Genomic DNA, 17,240 nt, shown 5'->3' with positions numbered 1-17,240 from the left:
GTTGTCAGTCAGTTCCCGAGCAACGCGCCGACCGGAGATCGACGTGTCCGGGATCGCGGCAAGGCAATCTCGCGTCACGTCGTCGACGATGTTCAGCACCCGGAACCCCGCCCGCAGGCGAACTGGTCATAGACGAAGTCCAGCGACCAGCGCGTTCGGCTTCGCCTCAACCAGGATCGGCGCCAGCGTGCCGACCGCTCGTCGCGTGCCCGGCGCTTGCGCACCATCAGCCCCCCCTCGCGGGAGCCGGTAGATGCGATTGACCCCTGATGGCTCGCCCTCTCGCTGGAGCAGATGAACAGCCGTCGATAGCCGAAGCGGCGGCGCTCGTTGGCTAGGTCGCGCAACCTTGTGCGCAGCTCCGTCTCCGGCGGACGCCGGGACCGATAGCGGACCATCTTGCGATCGGCACCGACGAAGGAACAGGCCCGACGCTCCGACACGCCCATGACGGCCTGCAGATGCGCGACGGCTTCGCGCTTGGCGGCGGGTCCTACCATTTTTTTGAAAGAAGCTCGCGCAGTGCCGACGCTTCGAGCATCAGGTCGGCGAGCAGCTTCTTCAGCTTTGCGTTCTCGTCTTCCAAGGCTTTCAGCCGTTTGGCATCGGAGACGTCCATCCCGCCATATTTCGCCTTCCAGTTATACAGCGTCGCCTCGGAGATCCCATGCTTGCGCGCCAGGTCGCCCGCCTTTGCTCCCGCCTCATGCTCACGCAGAACCGCGATGATCTGCTCTTCCGTAAACCGCTTTCTCTTCATCAGTCCGTCCTTCAATCGAGGCCGGACTCTAATCTCAGATGAGGAAATTACCCGTGGCAGGTCAGCGGCCTTTCGCCTCGCCCGCGATCGCAGAATTTTGCTTGCGATCGAACACGCAGTCCGCGTTTCCTACTCCTCACCGACATTGTCGGGGGCGGAAATTTCACTCTCTCCGCTAGCGATGCGTTTTATGCGTGTGCAGCCAGAAAAACGCCGATTTGCTGCGTTCACAAGCAGTATTTGCCCAAAGTTGGCCAGTTGCGCTGGCGTACCATTCAGTTTGTAAGAAAGGGAAGCCAAGCGCATGGTTTGCGCTAGCGCAACACCTCACAAAAATGGGAGATCTCTATGTCACAGGAACTCGATTATCTCAGCCGCCGCGTCGCTGCAGGGGGGATGAACCGACGTGAATTTCTCGGCCGGGCGACGGCGCTCGGCGTCAGCGCGACCTTCGCCAACTCGTTGCTTGCCGGTGCTGCGCTTGCCGAGGGACCCGTTCGGGGAGGCATCATCAAAGGCGGTCTCAGTGGCGGTGAGGCGACCCAAGACCTTGATCCGGCGAACTTTATGATGGCGCCATTGACCTTCGGCAAATGCTGGGGCGAATATCTCGTTGCAGTTGATGCCGACGGCGGACTGGAGCACCGCCTCGCCGAGGAAATCGGCTCGTCGAAGGACGCTAAGGTCTGGACCTTCAAGATCCGTCAGGATGTGGAATTCCACAACGGCAAGACTGTTACGGCGGAAGACGTGATGGCTACGATGGAACGTCATTCCGACGAGAAATCGAAGTCCGGGGCCCTTGGTGTCTTACAAGGCATCGAGAGCCTCAAGTCGGACGGCCGGAATTTCGTTGTCACCCTCAAGGAGCCGAACGCCGATCTGCCCTACCTGATGACGGACTTTCATCTCGTCATTCAGCCCAACGGGGGCAAAGATAACCCGACCCAAGGCGTCGGCGCCGGACCGTACAAAGTGACCGTCAACGAGCCCGGTGTTCGGCTAGGCGGCGAGCGCTTTGCTAATTTCTGGCAATCAGACAAGATGGGCTTCGCCGACCAGATCGAGATGATTATCATCAACGACGACACCGCCCGCATCTCTGCGCTGCAGGGCGGCCAAGTCCATATTATCAACGCGGTCCAGCCCAAAGTCGTTGATCTCATCAAGCGCGTGCCCAACTTGAAGGTCGAGACCGGATCGGGCCCGGGCCACTACAATTTCGCCATGTTCTGCAATACGGCGCCGTTCGACAATAAGGATCTCAGGATGGCGCTCAAGCTCGCCATCGACCGGGAGGAAATGGTGAACAAGATCCTGCGCGGCTACGGCACGGTCGGTAACGACTTTCCGATTAACGCCCCCTATCCGCTCTTCTCAGACGATATTGAGCAGCGCGTTTTCGATCCGGAAAAAGCCAAGTTCCACTATAAGAAGTCGGGCCACAGCGGGCCGATCCTGCTGCGCACGTCGGACGTTGCCTTCCCTGGCGCCGTCGATGCCGCGCAGCTTTTTCAGCAGAGCTGCGCCAAGGCCGGCATTACCCTTGAGGTCGGACGTGAGCCAGGCGATGGTTATTGGGCGGAGGTCTGGAACAAGAAGCCCTTCTTCGCGACCAACTGGCGAGGACGCCCGACGCAGGACCAGATGTACTCCACTACCTATCTTTCTACGGCGGAATGGAATGAAACGCGTTTCGTTAACGAAAAGTTCGACAAGCTTCTTATGGAGGCCCGCGGAGAACTCGACCAGGGTAAGCGCAAGGTCCTCTATCGCGAGATGGGTATCATCGTAAGGGATGAAGGCGGCGTGATCTTGCCCATGTTCAATCATTCCATAGACGCGACGTCGGACAAGATCGGCGGGTTTGTCGGCGGCCGTGCTGAGCTGATGGACGGCTACGCGTTCGCCAAATGCTGGCTTAAGGCGTGATCCGTAGCGCGGCGTGTAGGCGGAATTGTGGAATAGATCTGCATCAGCGCGCGACGGTCAGCGCGCTGATGCCTTGAGTCGATTTCCGTAAGCAAGCCGGCGGATGGACCCCACGTCGCCCTGTCGATCATTGGCTAGCAAGCCACGCTGGTGCTCCTTGATAAGTTACAACGTCCACAGCCTGTGCGCCGCGCCTATTCCAAGTGACCGAGGTTGAACAATGGAATTCGACTACATCGTCGTCGGTTCCGGCAGTGCCGGATCCCCAGTTGCTGCTCGTCTTGTGGAGAAGGGAGCCCGCGTCTTGCTGCTTGAAGCTGGCAAGCGTGAAAAACTTCACGTAACGCGGATCCCGGCATCGTCAATGTATACCGTCGGCAACAAGCGCTATGACTGGAATTATATGACTGAGCCGGATCCAACGCGTAATGGGCTCAAGGAATTATGGCCGCGTGGCCGCGTCCCGGGCGGCTCGTCGGCCATAAACGGTATGATCTTCATTCGCGGTGCACAGAGTGACTTTGACGCTTGGGGGAAGCTCGGCAACAACGGATGGGACTGGAATTCTGTTCTTCCGTACTTTCGTAAGATGGAGACTGCGGATAAATATACAGACAATGACGCCTATCGCGGGGGTATGGGGCCACTGCACGTTTCGACGCTGCGTTGGCGCATCCCGGTTGCCGAGAAATTCATCGACAGTCTTGTGAATTTGGGCGTCCCGCATAACCCTGACCTCAATGGAGCCTCACATGAGGGAGTTGCTTGGAATCAGGGCTCCACGAAGGACGGGATGCGCCATTCAGCATTCGACGCATATATTGGACCGCTGCAGAAAGACCCTAATTTGGTCGTCATGGACGACGCCTTAGTCAGCAGTCTGATAATGGAGACGAATCGTGCAAAGGGCGTCGTTTTTACGCGCGGTGGTCAGGTCATCCGCGCAAGTGCGCGACGCGGCGTCGTGCTGTCAGCCGGTGCACTTAATTCGCCACAGATCCTGATGCTGTCCGGCATTGGCCATCCTGCCGAACTTTCGAAGCATGGCATAAAAACCGTTGTGACCAGCCCCGAGGTGGGCCAGAACCTTTTAGAGCATCCGTGCCTCCATGTCCTCGCCGAGATGAATATAAAGACGGGAAACGCTTACGCGTTAGGGTTTGGACGGATTCGCGCGTTCGCAGAATGGGCTTTTGCAAGGAAGGGAGTGCTCACCGAGTCCTTGGCGCAAGTCATAGCATTCCTCAAGTCCACTCCTGATCAAAAAGTGCCCGACCTTCAATTCCATCTTTTGGCCTTCGGATTTTTATTGAAGAATGGGAGGCGACACATCCCACCGCGAAATCTTGTAACGATCTACGCCAATGTAAACCATTCAAAAAGCAAGGGCTTTTTATCGCTTAGATCGAATGATCCCCGAGACCCTATAGCCATTTATCCCCGCCTGCTCGACCACCCAGACGACTTAAAACGGGTCTTGCTCGGCCTAGATTGGGTTCGGCGGCTGGCGTCCACGCCACCCTTCGGCAATCATGTGCTCCAGCTTATAGACGTGCCTCCCCGTGAGGCGGGGCCTGAGGCCGACGAAGATTATGTGCGCAACTCGACTGGGCCTGGCTTCCATCCTGTCGGCACATGCCGAATGGGCATCGATGACCAGGCCGTCGTGACTCCCGACCTACGTGTGCGTGGGACTGAGGGCTTGTGGGTTGCGGATGCGTCGATATTCCCAACTCACATTGCAGGCAACACCAACGCCACGTGTATTATGATCGGTGAGCGCGCGGCGGACCTTATACACCCCTAGCTGAACAAGGACAGGCGTTGCCGCCACGATGCGATGGGACTTTAACCCCTCCTTGAGCCAAAGGACATTGCCAAGGTTCAGTCTGAATTTGGTATCGAATTCTCGGAAACTCGGCGTCGAAAAGGCTCAACGCCAAGATTTAACAGGGAGTGAGAATTGCAGCACGAACGCGAACACTATGTGAATGGGGAATGGGTCGATCCCTTGGAGTCAACTCTACTGGACGTGATTGACCCCTCATCCGAGGAAGTATTCACTCGCATCGCTGGGGGCGGACCAAGGGATGTTGATCGCGCCGTGGCTGCTGCTCGCGCAGCGTTTCCTAAATTTTCTACAACTACTCCACGTGGACGCTTGGATCTACTCCGAGATATCCTTTCAGAATACGAGAAGAGACAAGAAGACATTGCTTCGGTGCTTTGCACGGAATTAGGTGCGCCGCTTCAAATCGCCCGCGAGTGGCAGCTGGCATCGGCTGACCTTAGAAGCGTTATAAAAGTCCTGGAGCACTATCAGTTCGAAGAATTACAAGGAACGACCAAGATCATCCGAGAACCGATCGGAGTCGTCGGATTGATCACACCTTGGAATTATCCGGTGCTTCAGATCATAATGAAGGTTGCTCCAGCGATTGCCGCGGGTTGCACGATGGTGCTCAAACCTTCCGAAGTGGCCCCGTTGAATGCTATCATTTGGTCCGAAATCATGCATGCTGCCGGTGTGCCCGCTGGCGTGTATAACATGCTCCAAGGGGAAGGCGCTGTTGTGGGCGAAGCGATTTCAGCGCATCCCGGAATAGAAATGGTTTCTTTTACTGGTTCGACACGCGCCGGTATCTTGATTGCTCAGTCAGCCGCGAGAACCGTCAAACGTGTAGCGCAGGAACTTGGAGGAAAATCGGCGAATATTCTGTTGCCTGATGTGGACTTCGAAAGTGCTGTCACGAAGGGTGTGCTTGGAGTGATGCGCAATAGCGGCCAAGCTTGCAGCGCACCCACCCGTATGTTTGTACCAGCAGACCGCCACGACGAGGTGAAGGGGATCGCCAAGGCGGTCGCACAACGGCTGATCGTTGGGGATGTACGTGACCTCAAAACAAACATCGGTCCAGTAGTCAATAGAAACCAATTTGACAAGATACAGGGCTTTATCCAGGCTGGCATCCAAGAGGGAGCAGATCTCGTCACTGGCGGGCTTGGTAGGCCGGAACATCTGAACCGAGGCTATTTCGTCCGGCCAACAATATTTGCTGGCGTCCACAATGACATGACTATCGCGCGAGAGGAGATTTTTGGGCCAGTTCTGTCAATCCTACCGTACCGGGATGAGGACGAGGCGATCGAGCTCGCCAACGATACGGTTTTTGGCTTGGCAGCATATGTTCAATCGTCGGACCTTGCGCGCGCCCGCAGGGTGGCAGCCCGTATGCGGGCCGGCAGTGTGCATATAAACTATCCAGCATTCGACCGAGCCGCGCCGTTCGGTGGCTACAAACAATCGGGAAATGGGCGCGAAAATGGCAGATGGGGCTTGGAGGAGTATCTCGAAGTGAAGGCGCTGCATGGCTACGACGCCCCTATGGCGTAATCTGCGTCGCGTCCATATAGGCCTTGTGAGACTAATCGTTCGTTGGCGCGTCGTGACCGTTTTTCTTTTCCTTTCGGTCGATTTTCCAGCGTGGACGACATCGCCCAGTCGATCCAACTACCCTGTTATCTGGACAGTCCGAGAGGGTCGGACTGTAGCGTACTGGAATGTAACAGCAGCGGCTGGGACTAACGGCTAAAAACGGCTGCTATGTCAATTCGCCAATTCGCTGGCGTGTGTGAAGGCATGCGAAGACTGCGGTTTCAGAACACAGATAGGCGTCGGCGAGCGAGGCGTATTGATAATCCACCGAGGGAGGCCTTGGTAGTCGAGCAGGCACGCGCTGCGGCTCAGGAAAGCTTCCGAATGTGCAGTCGAACTTGCCGGGTGCACATTATCAGATCTCCAGCCGGGTAGCCGTTGCATGTCGCGTATATAGCAGTCCTCGAGCCATAGTAGGCAAGTGAGTTTGTGTGTGTCGGCGATCATTTGCAATCTAGTCTGACCGGTGCAAGTGCGTGACGTTGAGGTGCCGTAAAACCCCAACACGGGAAACGCGGGACCTCGTTGACCGTCGCATTACGTACATAGAGGCAGGAAAATGCCGTATTCCTGCATGGAGAAGAACATCATTTGGGTAGAACGGCTCAATTGCCGAGTTACGATCAGCAAACGAACGCCATGTTGTCGGCACTAGGAAAAGGACGAGCCAATGTCGCAGGAACTCGACTATCTCGGCCGCCGCGCCGCTGCGGGCCAGTTGAGTCGACGTGAATTTCTCCGCCATGCGACGGCTCTCGGCGTCAGCGCCACCGTCGCTAATTCGCTTGTTGCCGGTGCCGTTAAGGCGCAGGCGCCCCAAAGGGGCGGTATCCTGAAAGCTGGCCTTCAAGGCGGTGGTGCCACCGACAGTCTCGATCCAGCGCTTCCGGCGGGGGCACCCCCAATCACTTTTGGCAGATGTTGGGGCGAGATGCTGATGGAAGTGACCCCCGATAACGGCCTCGAATACCGCATCGCTGAGGAAATTGGCTCGTCGAAGGATGTCAAGACGTGGACTCTGAAAATCCGGAAAGGCATCGAATTCCACAACGGCAAGGAAGTGACGCCCCAAGACGTTGTGGCCACGCTAGAGCGCCATTCCAATAAGGAGTCCAAATCCGGCGCCTTGGGCATCCTGAGCGGTATTGAAGCCATCAAGGCCGATGGTCGTGACGTCGTGATCACGCTCAAAGAACCCAACGTTGATTTGCCCTATCTCATGACTGACTATCACCTGATCATCCAGCCCAATGGCGGCAAGGACGATCCCGCCGCGGGCATCGGAGCTGGCCCGTATAAGGTCGCGGTCAACGAACCGGGTGTGCGGCACGTCGGGGAAAAGTTCAAGGATTACTGGCAGGGTGACAAGCTCGGCCACGCCGATCAGGTCGAAATCCTCGTCATCAACGATGCCTCAGCTCGAATTGCGGCCCTACAGGGCAATCAGGTCCACATGATCAACCGCGTCGAGCCGAAGGTCGTCGATCTGGTGAAGCGCGGCCCCGGTGTCACCATTCAGAATGTGACCGGGCGCGGTTGCTATCTCTTCAATATGTTCTGCGACACCACGCCGTTCGATAACAACGATGTCAGGATGGCGTTGAAGCTTGCATTAGACCGCGAACAAATGCTGGACAAGATCCTTCGCGGCTATGGCGCAATAGGTAACGACTTTCCTATCAACGATGCTTATCCGCTATTTTCCGATGACATCGAGCAGCGCGCCTTCGATCCGGAAAAAGCCAAGTTCCACTATAAGAAGTCGGGCCACAGCGGGCCGATCCTGCTGCGCACGTCGGACGTTGCCTTCCCTAGCGCCGTCGATGCCTCGCAACTCTTCCAGCAGAGCGCGGCCAAGGCCGGCATCACGCTGGAGATCAAGCGGGAGCCTGGAGATGGTTATTGGTCGGAGGTCTGGCAAAAGCAGCCCTTTTATGCCTCCTACTGGACCGGGCGCTCAACGCAAGACGAGATGTACTCGAGTGCCTATCTGTCAACGGCACAGTGGAACGACACGCACTTCTTCAACGAGAAGTTCGACAAGCTTCTCATCGAGGCACGCGGCGAACTCGACCAGGACAAGCGCAAGAACCTCTATCGCGAAATGGCCATCATCGTTCGTGACGAGGGCGGCGTGACCGTGCCGTTTTTCAACCAGTTCATCGACGCGACGGGGCCGGACGTGAAAGGCTTCGTGAAGTATCCAGCGCGGGACATGTGCAACGGCTACGCATTGGCGCAATGTTGGCTCCAAGTCTGAAAAGCATGCTTATGGGCTCGCCTGTTCTGAGTCTGGTGGCCCAGCGCATTGCGCTGGGCATCCTCCTTTTGTTGGCCGTATCGGTCCTGATCTTCGCCGGCACCCAGATCCTGCCCGGCGACGTCGCGCAAGCCATCCTGGGACAGTCGGCGACACCGGAATCGCTCGCCAATCTGCGCGAGCAGCTCGGCCTCAACGATCCGGCCTTTATCCGCTATTTCCGCTGGCTCGGCGGCGTCGTGACCGGCGATCTCGGCACTGCCATGTCGAGCGGTCAGGATATTGCGACGTCGATCCAGGGGCGGTTATGGAACACGCTGTTCCTCGCCTTCTGGGCGGCGGCCGTCGCGGTGCCGCTGGCGATCATCCTCGGCCTGATTGCAGTGCGCTACCGCAATGGCTGGGTCGACAAGCTGATCTCCGGACTGGCGCTTGCCTCGACGTCGTTTCCCGAATTCTTCATCGGCTACGTGCTGGTCTATTTCTTTGCCGTGAAATACCAGATCTTCCCCGGCATCTCGACGGTCTATGACGGAATGCCTTTCGGCGAGCGCATGCAGGCGATCATGCTGCCGGCGGCAGCACTGACGCTGGTGGTGCTCGCCCACATGATGCGCATGACGCGCGCCGCGATCCTCAACGTCATGCAGTCGGCCTATGTGGAAACCGCCGAGCTCAAGGGGCTTTCGGCATTTTCCGTCATCCGCAGGCATGCCTTCCCCAATGCGATTGCGCCGATCATCAACGTCGTCATGCTCAACCTCGCCTATCTGATCGTCGGCGTCGTCGTGGTCGAAGTGATCTTCGTCTATCCGGGCATGGGCCAATATCTCGTCGACCATGTCACCAAGCGCGACGTGCCAGTGGTGCAGGCGGTCGGCCTGATCTTCGCCGCCGTCTACATCAGCTTGAACATCATTGCGGACATAGCGGCGATCGTCGCCAATCCGCGTCTCAGACATCCGAAATAGGGAGCGGGCATGCTCGACATAAAACGCATCCCCATCCCTGCGCTGATCGGCCTGGTGCTGACGGCATTGTTCGTGCTGGCGGCGATCTTCGCGCCCTGGATCGCGCCTTACGGCAATGGCGAGATCGTTGGCGACGTCTGGGCACCGATGTCGGCGACACATTTGCTGGGCACCGACAATCTCGGCCGCGACCTTCTTTCGCGCATGATCTACGGCGCCCGCGTCACGCTGTTCATCGCGGTGCTGGCCACCGCGCTGTCGTTCTCGCTCGGCGCCATCCTCGGCTTCTCGGCGGCGGTTTTCGGTGGCTGGTTCGACACGCTTATGTCGCGCCTCGTCGATCTCCTGATGTCGATCCCGACGCTGATCATGGGCCTCGTCGTGCTCTCGGTATTGCCAACCAATCTGGTGACGCTGATCCTGGTCATGGGCATTCTCGACTCGACCCGCGTTTACCGCCTGTCGCGGGCGGTCGCCGTAGACATCAACGTCATGGATTTCGTCGAGGCGGCCAAGCTGCGCGGCGAAGGCAGCGCGTGGATCATCTTCCGCGAGATCCTGCCCAATGCGTTGTCGCCGCTGGTTTCGGAACTCGGCCTGCGCTTCATCTATGCCGTGCTGTTCCTGTCGACGCTGTCCTTCCTCGGCCTCGGCGTGCAGCCGCCTAGCGCCGACTGGGGCGGCATGGTCAAGGAAAACAAGGATGGTATCGTCTTCGGTATAGCGGCGGCACTCATCCCTGCCGCGGCGATCGCGATGCTGGCGATCTCCGTCAATCTTGTCGCCGACTGGGTGCTCAACCGCACGACAAGCCTCAAGGGAGGGCGCGGATGATGGCTGACCAGCGAGCAAAGTCCATGCTGCTCGACATCCGCAATCTGCGCATCGAGGCCACCGTGTTCCCGCCGGGCGAGGCGCCCAAGAACATCGTGCTTGTCCACGACGTCTCGCTGACGCTCGAGAAGGGCAAGGTGCTCGGCCTGATCGGCGAGTCCGGCGCCGGCAAGTCGACCATCGGCCTGGCGTCGATGGGCTATGGCCGCGGCGGCGTGCGCATCACCGGCGGCGAGGTCATCCTCAACGGCCGCGACATCCTCAAGGGCGGCAAGGAGGGCTTTCGCAAGCTGCGCGGCCGCGAGGTCTGCTATGTCGCGCAATCGGCTGCTGCCGCCTTTAACCCGGCGCACAGACTGATGGACCAGGTGGTCGAGGCGACGCTGCTGCATGGCACGGCGACGCGGGCCGCGGCCGAAAAACGCGCCATCGCGCTGTTCAGGAAGCTCAGCCTGCCGAACCCCGAAAGCATCGGCGAACGCTTTCCGCACCAGGTGTCCGGCGGCCAGCTGCAGCGCGTGATGACGGCGATGGCGCTGTGCTCCGAGCCCGACCTGATCGTCTTCGACGAGCCGACCACGGCGCTCGACGTGACGACGCAGATCGACGTGCTGGCGGCGATCAAGGACGCCATCTGCGACACCCATGTGGCGGCGCTCTACATCACCCATGACCTTGCCGTGGTCGCCCAGGTCTCCGACGAAATAATGGTGCTGCGGGACGGTAAGATGGTGGAGCACGGGGAAACCCGGCAGATCATCAAGGAACCGCGCCAGGAATACACCAATGCGCTGGTGTCGGTGCGTTCGATTGAGCATGAGGAGAAGCAACCGACGCCGAAGCCTCTGTTGTCGGTGAGGAGCGCCACTGCTGCTTATGGTGGCGGTGCCGTGAAGGTTTTGCAGGACGTCTCGATTGACGTCCATCACGGCCAAACGCTCGCTGTCGTCGGCGAGTCCGGCTCCGGCAAATCCACCTTGGCCCGCGTCATCACGGGGCTGCTGCCGCCCATCGCCGGCAGCATCACCTTCGCTGGCCGCACGCTCGCGCAAAGGCTCGCTGACCGATCCAAGGATGATCTTCGCGAATTGCAGATGATCTATCAAATGGCAGATGTAGCGATGAATCCGCGGCAGACGGTCGGCACCATCATTGGCCGGCCGCTTGAATTCTATTTTGGCATGCGAGGAAAGGAGCGCGACGCCCGCGTCGGCGAACTGCTCGACAAGATCGAGATGGGCAAGGGGTTCATCGACCGCTACCCGGCCGAGCTTTCCGGCGGGCAGAAGCAGCGCGTCTGCATCGCCCGCTCGCTCGCCGCCAAGCCGAAGCTGATCATCTGCGACGAGGTGACATCGGCGCTCGACCCGCTTGTCGCCGATGGCATCCTGAAACTGATCCTTCGCCTGCAAAAGTTCGAGGATGTGGCCTATTTGTTTATCACCCACGATCTTGCGACCGTGAAGGCGATCGCCGATTCCATCGCTGTCATGTACCGCGGCGACGTTGTCCGCTACGGCTCCAAGACGTACGTGCACAGGCCTCCCTTCGATCCCTATACCGAACTATTGCTCTCCTCGGTTCCTGAGATGGAGGTTGGCTGGTTGGAAAGGGCCATCAAGGGACGCCATATGGAAGGCGCGGGACACTGAGCGTCAATGGGGCGCAGGCAGAGCTTGCATACTACCTGGTGCTGTTTCATGCAGTCCATTCGGAGCAGCCGGGGGTGCCGAGACTGCCGACCGCTGCAGCCGCGCTTGGTGGAAGGCTCTATGCACGCGAATACAATCCAATAACCGAGATCTTTGAAAAACGGCTCGTCAATCTCGAAGGAGCTGAAGCAGGGCTGGTCGTCGCCTCGGGCGATGGCGGCTTTTCGGCACGCTGATCCTGTCGCTGCTGTCCCAAGGCGACTAACTCATTGGCCATAAGACCTTTACGCGAACATCTCGCCATGGTCGAACAGGCGGTCCCGCGTTGGGATCAAGGTCATCGCGGTCGATCTGTCACAAAATACATCAGCGGCCATGGCGATGTCGGCGGGGCCATCCTAGGTGATGCGAAAAAGACTCCACACGTTGCACGAAACCGGATTGCGCTACATCACCGGAGCGGCGGCACAGCGCGGTCGCTCTTTCGACCGAACAAGCGCTCAAAGCGCATCCTGCGGTGGCATGGGTGAGCTATCCGTCTCGACTCGCATCCCGATCAGGCGATTGCAGGAAAGCAGATGTCCAAAGGATCAGGCATGTTGGCTTTCGGCCTCCACGCAAGACGATGGACCGGCTCAACCTGGTCACTCGAGCGGTTAGCCTCGGTGTTGCTGACAGCCTCATCTACCATCCGGCCAGTCTGACACGTGCCCGTAAAAGCATCTGCAAGGATGCTCATCTGCCGACGGCATCGGCCAGCCTCATGTGTCTCTCGCCGGTCTGGAAGACGCCGGCGACTTGATCGCCGATCTGAGGCAGGCGCTGGACCTGCTCTGGCCTACACCACATCAACTTGGCACATTGCGATGCCGTTGGTGAGGACGGCAACCCCCGTCTTGTTCTGACCCGCATCAGCGAGCCGGACCGACCGCATCGGGCTGCCGTCGTCGGCGATTCGAGGCCTCCGCGTCCAATTGCGACAAGCCGGCCGACGGCTTGGGCGAATGATCTCACGAGATCCCGCCAGTTGCTTAAAACCGGTCTCGGGCGGCAGCTAGGGTGCTGTGTAAGTTCGATGCAGTTTTGGAATCGGCGTTGCGATTCTCCAACTTTGCCGAGAAGGAAGCAGAATTCCATCCCGATAATGAGTGTTTTCGGCGACATTTGATTTGCCGCGCGCGGTATTCTGCGAGATCCCAACAACCAACAGCCAGGGTATTCGAATGCCTGCCGCAGCGAAAAACGACACCACGCGCCGTTTCGGGCGGGTGGATACCACCGCCGAATTCGATGAGGGCCCGGGGAAGTACAGAATCGGGCTACTCGCATTGTCCAATGATTATGCCACTGAACGCGACTTTATGAATATGCGGCCCCACGATGACGTGGTCATCTATACGAGCCGATTATTTCATGCATCTGACTGTTCGGTGATGTCGCTGAACGAAATGGCGCCGCTCATCACCGACGCTACTCGCCTCCTTGTGCCAGAGGGGCGTTTGGATGTGGTTGCGTACTCCTGCACGTCGGGAACGGCAGTAATGGGGTTCCAAAGGGTTCAAGAACTTATTCAAGCGGGGCGTTCCGGCATAGCTTGCAGCACCCCTATCACAGCCGCCTTAGAAGGGCTTGAACGATTGGCAGCACGACGTATCGCCGTTCTGACCCCCTATACCGACGATGTGAATGAGATTATCGCCAGCAATATTGAAGCATCCGGAATGAAAATAACAGCATTCAACAGCTTCAATATATCAGACAATGAACTGGTGGCGAAAATCACGCCAGAGAGCATTTTTCATGCCGCTGCCGAGATGGACACATCTGCCGCAGATGCATTGTTCATTTCGTGCACAGCCATCAGGGCCGTTGAGGTGATCGAAAAGATCGAAGAGAAGATAAAAAAGCCGGTGGTCACCGCTGTACAGGCGCTATTTTGGCAATCTTTACGGCTTGCGGGATATAGCAAGCCAATTCCTGGGTACGGAAGGTTGTTGAGGCTGTAGGTCCAGTATAATAGTATGATGGGCGCAGATGAAGGTAAAGCAGCGGATGGATGAGACTGGTCTTGACCTCGTCGTCTGGTGAGACGGCTGCATTATGGTCCGGTCTTGCTCAAGTCCACCACCGACATTTCGCAACATCAGCAGCTATTTTGACCCGTTGAGGCATCTCCGCAAGCGTCGCCACCAAGGCCCGCTCCGAACGCTGGTAACGCTCGAAAAGCTCGGTGGAGAAGCGGCCGGCCCGGTCCTGCGGAACTCGCAGCTCAAGCTTGCCGACACGGGTGACAAGAGGGCGGCCATAATAACCCGAGCGATAGCCGAGCCGCTCCGGTGTGCGCTCGCCTTTCGAAGCACCCAGAGCCTCGTCCATCTCGGCCTCGTAGCACCTCCTGCATCACCGCCCGGATGACTTCGTGCAGACCTTGCGGGCCCGAAAGCAGAATGTCTTTGACGGCGGCGCTGGCGGTCTTACTTTCAGTCTTGGTCATGGTGGCGTTCCTTCGCGGGAATCAGGTGACGTTGAACATCACCAGCCTGCCATGACCGCCCCCTCTCAGCGAATTGCAGAACTCTCAGCATACTACCCGAACAGGCAGGATCTTGCAGACCCGGCTGGCGCAAACAATAAGCCGAAGGGGATGCGGTTCGGGAATTCGGAGCGCCCCATAGTACCATCGAAAGCGGGGAACCGTGGCCAGCGCAACCGGTCGAGGGAAGGGGGCGTCGAATGTAGTCCCCACCGACTTGGAAACATCGGAGGGGAGCCCCACACGTGTACACAAACAGCAGTGGATAGCCGAACAGGCGAGGGAGCACCCGGACCGGGTGCTTACGTCCCTGCACCCCCTGATTGACCCTGAATGGATGTTCGAGGCGTGGGCCCTGACGCGCAAAGATGGCGCGGCGGGCATAGACCGCCGTACGGCTGCCGACTATGAGAGGGATTTGGAGGTGAACCTTGAAAGCACTCTGTCGCGGATCAACTCGGGCAGCTATCGCGCGCCGCCGGTGCGGCGTCACTACATACCGACAACAGGTGGGTCGAAACGTCCGCTGGGCATTCCGACCATTGAAGACAAAGCTGGCGCAACGGGTGATCTTGATGCTTCTGGAGCCGATCTACGAGCAGGACTTTTTGAACTGTTCTTTCGGCTTTCGGCCGGACCGTTCTGCTCATGATGCCTTACGCCGATTGCGCGTTGGCATCATGGGACAACGACAGTATTGGGTGATTGACGCGGATGTCTCGAAGTACTTCGACAGCATCGATCACAGGCATCTGCGATCCTTCCTCGACCTGCGGATCACTGACGGCGTCATTCGACGCAGAATCGACAAATAGCTGAAGGCAGGAGCACTCGAAGGAGGCTCCCTGCAGAACTCGGTGACTGGAACCACGCAGGGAGGCGTGATTAGCCCGCTTCTCGCGAACATCGTTCTGCACCATGTGCTGGACGAATGGTTCGTGGAGGCGGCGCAACCGCGCCTTTCTAGGTGAAGCCAAGCTGGTGCGTTCAAGCTGATGACTTCGTCATAACCGTAGCTTGGCTTGGTGGCCAAAGGGCAGCCATAGTTTGATTGAGGCGAGGGCCACGAAGCCAAGATAGGATTCCTTGGTCTTGTGGTAGCGTGTGGCAATACGGCCCCAGTTCTTCAGCTCGTTATCCAGGCGCTCGACGAGGTTGCGCCAACGGCGGGGATGACCGCCTCGAGCTTTGGCGATATCTTCGCGGATTGCGTCGGAGTCATAGCCCTTGTCCGCCAGGAGCGCCTCGATACGGTCGGCGATCATTCGAAACAGCGGCCCGAAGCCTTGAATATCATGCGCGTGGCCAGATATCAGGACGAAGCCCAGAGGTCGACCTTTTTCGTCGCACCGCGCATTTTTTTGGTGGTAAAGCCGGCGCGCGATCGGCCAAGCGCCCCCAGTTTCCTGAGTCCTTTTTATGCCGACTGGGGGCCGGCCACCTCTAGATACTCCGACGTCTTCCACTGATGCGATGCAGGGTTGTCACCAAATGGATCGCCTCGCGCCAACAGCCCGCCTGCAAGCCACTGCCTAGTCTAGTCAACCGTGAGTGAACAACAGAGATCCTTCCCGCGCGGCCACGCGAAAAGACGCCGGGGTCGATGTGCGCGTACGCAGAATTTCGCCAGACTGCCCCCGCGATACGCACAAGACAGTCGCGGCTTGGGCAAAATTCGACGGCAAAAGCATTGCGGGCACTATTATCATGAAAATGTAGAAAAATTTACACTAAATGCGTACCAAAATGGGGAGCAGGTCATGATGTTTAAGGCCTCGCGACGTGAATTTCTCAAAGCCGCCGCTTCCACTGCGGCTGTGGGCACTGGCATGTGGCTCGCAGGCCCCGGTAGATCTCGGGCCGCGGAGACCATCACTGCGACCGAATGGGGGGGGGTCTATGTGGACTCCATCAAAGCGGTTGCAAGCGAGCAATCGTTTGTTGAGATCAATTGGCAACTTTATACCGGAAGTGGCGCCACAATTCTGCCAGTTATCAAAGCCCGCTGGCCAAAACCTGGCATAGACCTTGTAGCGGGATGGACCGGCATGTGGAAAACTATCGCCGACGAGGGCTGGGCGGAGCCAGTCACCGTGGAAAAAGTTCCAAATCTCGCCGACATTCCACAAAAGCTACTCTACAAGGACAAAGCGGGAAACATTATAAACATCCCTCGCAAAACAAGTAGTATCATATGGTTCTATCGGGAAGACACTACTCCCTTCGCGTTAACCAATCTCGATGACCTCTTGGACCCCCGCCTCAAAGGCAAGATTTGTTTTCCGGTTCCTACGTTGAGCAGCAACCTTCATATGGTATCAATGGCCCTGCACAAAGGGGGCGACGAACGCAATATGGAGCCCGCCTGGGATTTCATGAAAAAATTGGCGAGCAGCGGAAATATCGGACGCATCGCAAATTCGGATATCGACATTCAGAATTCCATCACTTCTGGCGAAACTAGCGTTACCATTCAGGCCAGTAGTGCTGTTGCGGCCATGTCTTCGGACTTCAAAATCCGATATCTGACTAAGATGGAACGGCAGACCGGCTTCGTAACGTTTATTTTCGACGAGGGCTGGTGTGTTCTGAAAGGCGGGAACACGGAAGCCGCGTTCAAGTTCGCGAACTTTGCCATTAACCCGGAGAACGACGAATTGCTGAATCGGATTAGCGGCGGTGTGCCTGCTAATATCAAGTCGAAGGCGTCCGACCTAATGAAGCCCTTCATGCTCAACAACGAAGAGACGGATCGATACGCCTACATACCGGACTGGACCTACCTCTCCGAACAGTCAAATGCCTGGATGCAGCGCTGGGAACAGGAAATCGTTCCTCTGCTTTAAGCCGAAAGCGCTTAAG

13 protein-coding genes and 2 pseudogenes are annotated in these 17,240 nt (G+C 57.9%); 12 read left to right on the top strand and 3 right to left on the bottom strand.

Features of this window, described 5'->3' with window-relative positions:
• Nucleotides 1–6 precede the first annotated feature (6 nt).
• Nucleotides 7–760, bottom strand: a pseudogene (locus tag AC0L2M_RS30610) (IS3 family transposase); the annotation flags it as partial.
• A gap of 348 nt (nt 761–1,108) precedes the next feature.
• Between AC0L2M_RS30610 and AC0L2M_RS30605 the strand changes: the two are divergent.
• The 10 genes from AC0L2M_RS30605 (at nt 1,109) to AC0L2M_RS30560 (ending at nt 13,851) form a co-directional block, all read left to right on the top strand.
• The gene (locus AC0L2M_RS30605) at nt 1,109–2,692 is read left to right on the top strand and encodes an ABC transporter substrate-binding protein (protein ID WP_473536765.1); all 1,584 of its coding nucleotides are present in this window, start codon (nt 1,109–1,111) and stop codon (nt 2,690–2,692) included.
• Nucleotides 2,693–2,912: 220 nt separating this feature from the next.
• Entirely contained in the window at nt 2,913–4,499 is a 1,587-nt protein-coding gene (locus AC0L2M_RS30600; RefSeq protein WP_473536764.1) for a GMC family oxidoreductase, read from the top strand.
• A gap of 156 nt (nt 4,500–4,655) precedes the next feature.
• Nucleotides 4,656–6,086 (top strand): aldehyde dehydrogenase family protein, encoded by a 1,431-nt coding sequence (locus tag AC0L2M_RS30595; RefSeq protein ID WP_473536762.1) that lies wholly within the window; start codon nt 4,656–4,658, stop codon nt 6,084–6,086.
• A gap of 712 nt (nt 6,087–6,798) precedes the next feature.
• Complete coding sequence (locus AC0L2M_RS30590; RefSeq protein ID WP_473536761.1) at nt 6,799–8,388, top strand: ABC transporter substrate-binding protein; 1,590 nt, start codon at nt 6,799–6,801, stop codon at nt 8,386–8,388.
• Between the two features lie 11 nt (nt 8,389–8,399).
• Complete coding sequence (locus AC0L2M_RS30585; RefSeq protein WP_473536759.1) at nt 8,400–9,359, top strand: ABC transporter permease; 960 nt, start codon at nt 8,400–8,402, stop codon at nt 9,357–9,359.
• 9 nt (nt 9,360–9,368) lie between these two features.
• Nucleotides 9,369–10,193, top strand: a complete 825-nt coding sequence (locus AC0L2M_RS30580; RefSeq protein ID WP_473536757.1) for an ABC transporter permease — start codon at nt 9,369–9,371, stop codon at nt 10,191–10,193.
• Nucleotides 10,193–11,845: an ABC transporter ATP-binding protein gene (locus tag AC0L2M_RS30575; RefSeq protein WP_473536756.1), complete on the top strand. Its 1,653-nt coding sequence runs from the start codon at nt 10,193–10,195 to the stop codon at nt 11,843–11,845. The genes AC0L2M_RS30580 and AC0L2M_RS30575 overlap by 1 nt, the downstream gene beginning before the upstream one ends.
• Before the next feature lie 74 nt (nt 11,846–11,919).
• The gene (locus AC0L2M_RS30570) at nt 11,920–12,081 is read left to right on the top strand and encodes a hypothetical protein (RefSeq protein ID WP_473536755.1); all 162 of its coding nucleotides are present in this window, start codon (nt 11,920–11,922) and stop codon (nt 12,079–12,081) included.
• Between the two features lie 281 nt (nt 12,082–12,362).
• Complete coding sequence (locus AC0L2M_RS30565) at nt 12,363–12,647, top strand: hypothetical protein (RefSeq protein ID WP_473536754.1); 285 nt, start codon at nt 12,363–12,365, stop codon at nt 12,645–12,647.
• A 421-nt stretch (nt 12,648–13,068) separates the two neighbouring features.
• Nucleotides 13,069–13,851: a maleate cis-trans isomerase family protein gene (locus tag AC0L2M_RS30560; RefSeq protein WP_473536753.1), complete on the top strand. Its 783-nt coding sequence runs from the start codon at nt 13,069–13,071 to the stop codon at nt 13,849–13,851.
• A gap of 163 nt (nt 13,852–14,014) precedes the next feature.
• On the opposite strand, the pseudogene AC0L2M_RS30555 reads toward AC0L2M_RS30560, so the two are convergent.
• A pseudogene (locus AC0L2M_RS30555) lies at nt 14,015–14,339 on the bottom strand (transposase); the annotation flags it as partial.
• Between the two features lie 337 nt (nt 14,340–14,676).
• Here AC0L2M_RS30555 and AC0L2M_RS30550 point away from each other — a divergent pair.
• Complete coding sequence (locus tag AC0L2M_RS30550; RefSeq protein ID WP_473536752.1) at nt 14,677–15,030, top strand: hypothetical protein; 354 nt, start codon at nt 14,677–14,679, stop codon at nt 15,028–15,030.
• 352 nt (nt 15,031–15,382) lie between these two features.
• On the opposite strand, the gene AC0L2M_RS30545 is transcribed toward AC0L2M_RS30550, so the two are convergent.
• Nucleotides 15,383–15,844, bottom strand: coding sequence for a transposase (locus tag AC0L2M_RS30545; RefSeq protein WP_473536750.1), 462 nt, complete (start codon nt 15,842–15,844; stop codon nt 15,383–15,385).
• Between the two features lie 294 nt (nt 15,845–16,138).
• Between AC0L2M_RS30545 and AC0L2M_RS30540 the strand changes: the two genes are divergently transcribed.
• Nucleotides 16,139–17,224 (top strand): ABC transporter substrate-binding protein, encoded by a 1,086-nt coding sequence (locus AC0L2M_RS30540; protein ID WP_473536749.1) that lies wholly within the window; start codon nt 16,139–16,141, stop codon nt 17,222–17,224.
• The last annotated feature ends 16 nt before the right edge of the window (nt 17,225–17,240 follow it).

The sequence above is a fragment of the Mesorhizobium sp. WSM4806 genome (assembly GCF_055811635.1).
Note: the sequence above shows the minus strand (reverse complement) of the source record. Positions and strands in the feature narration are given on the sequence as shown.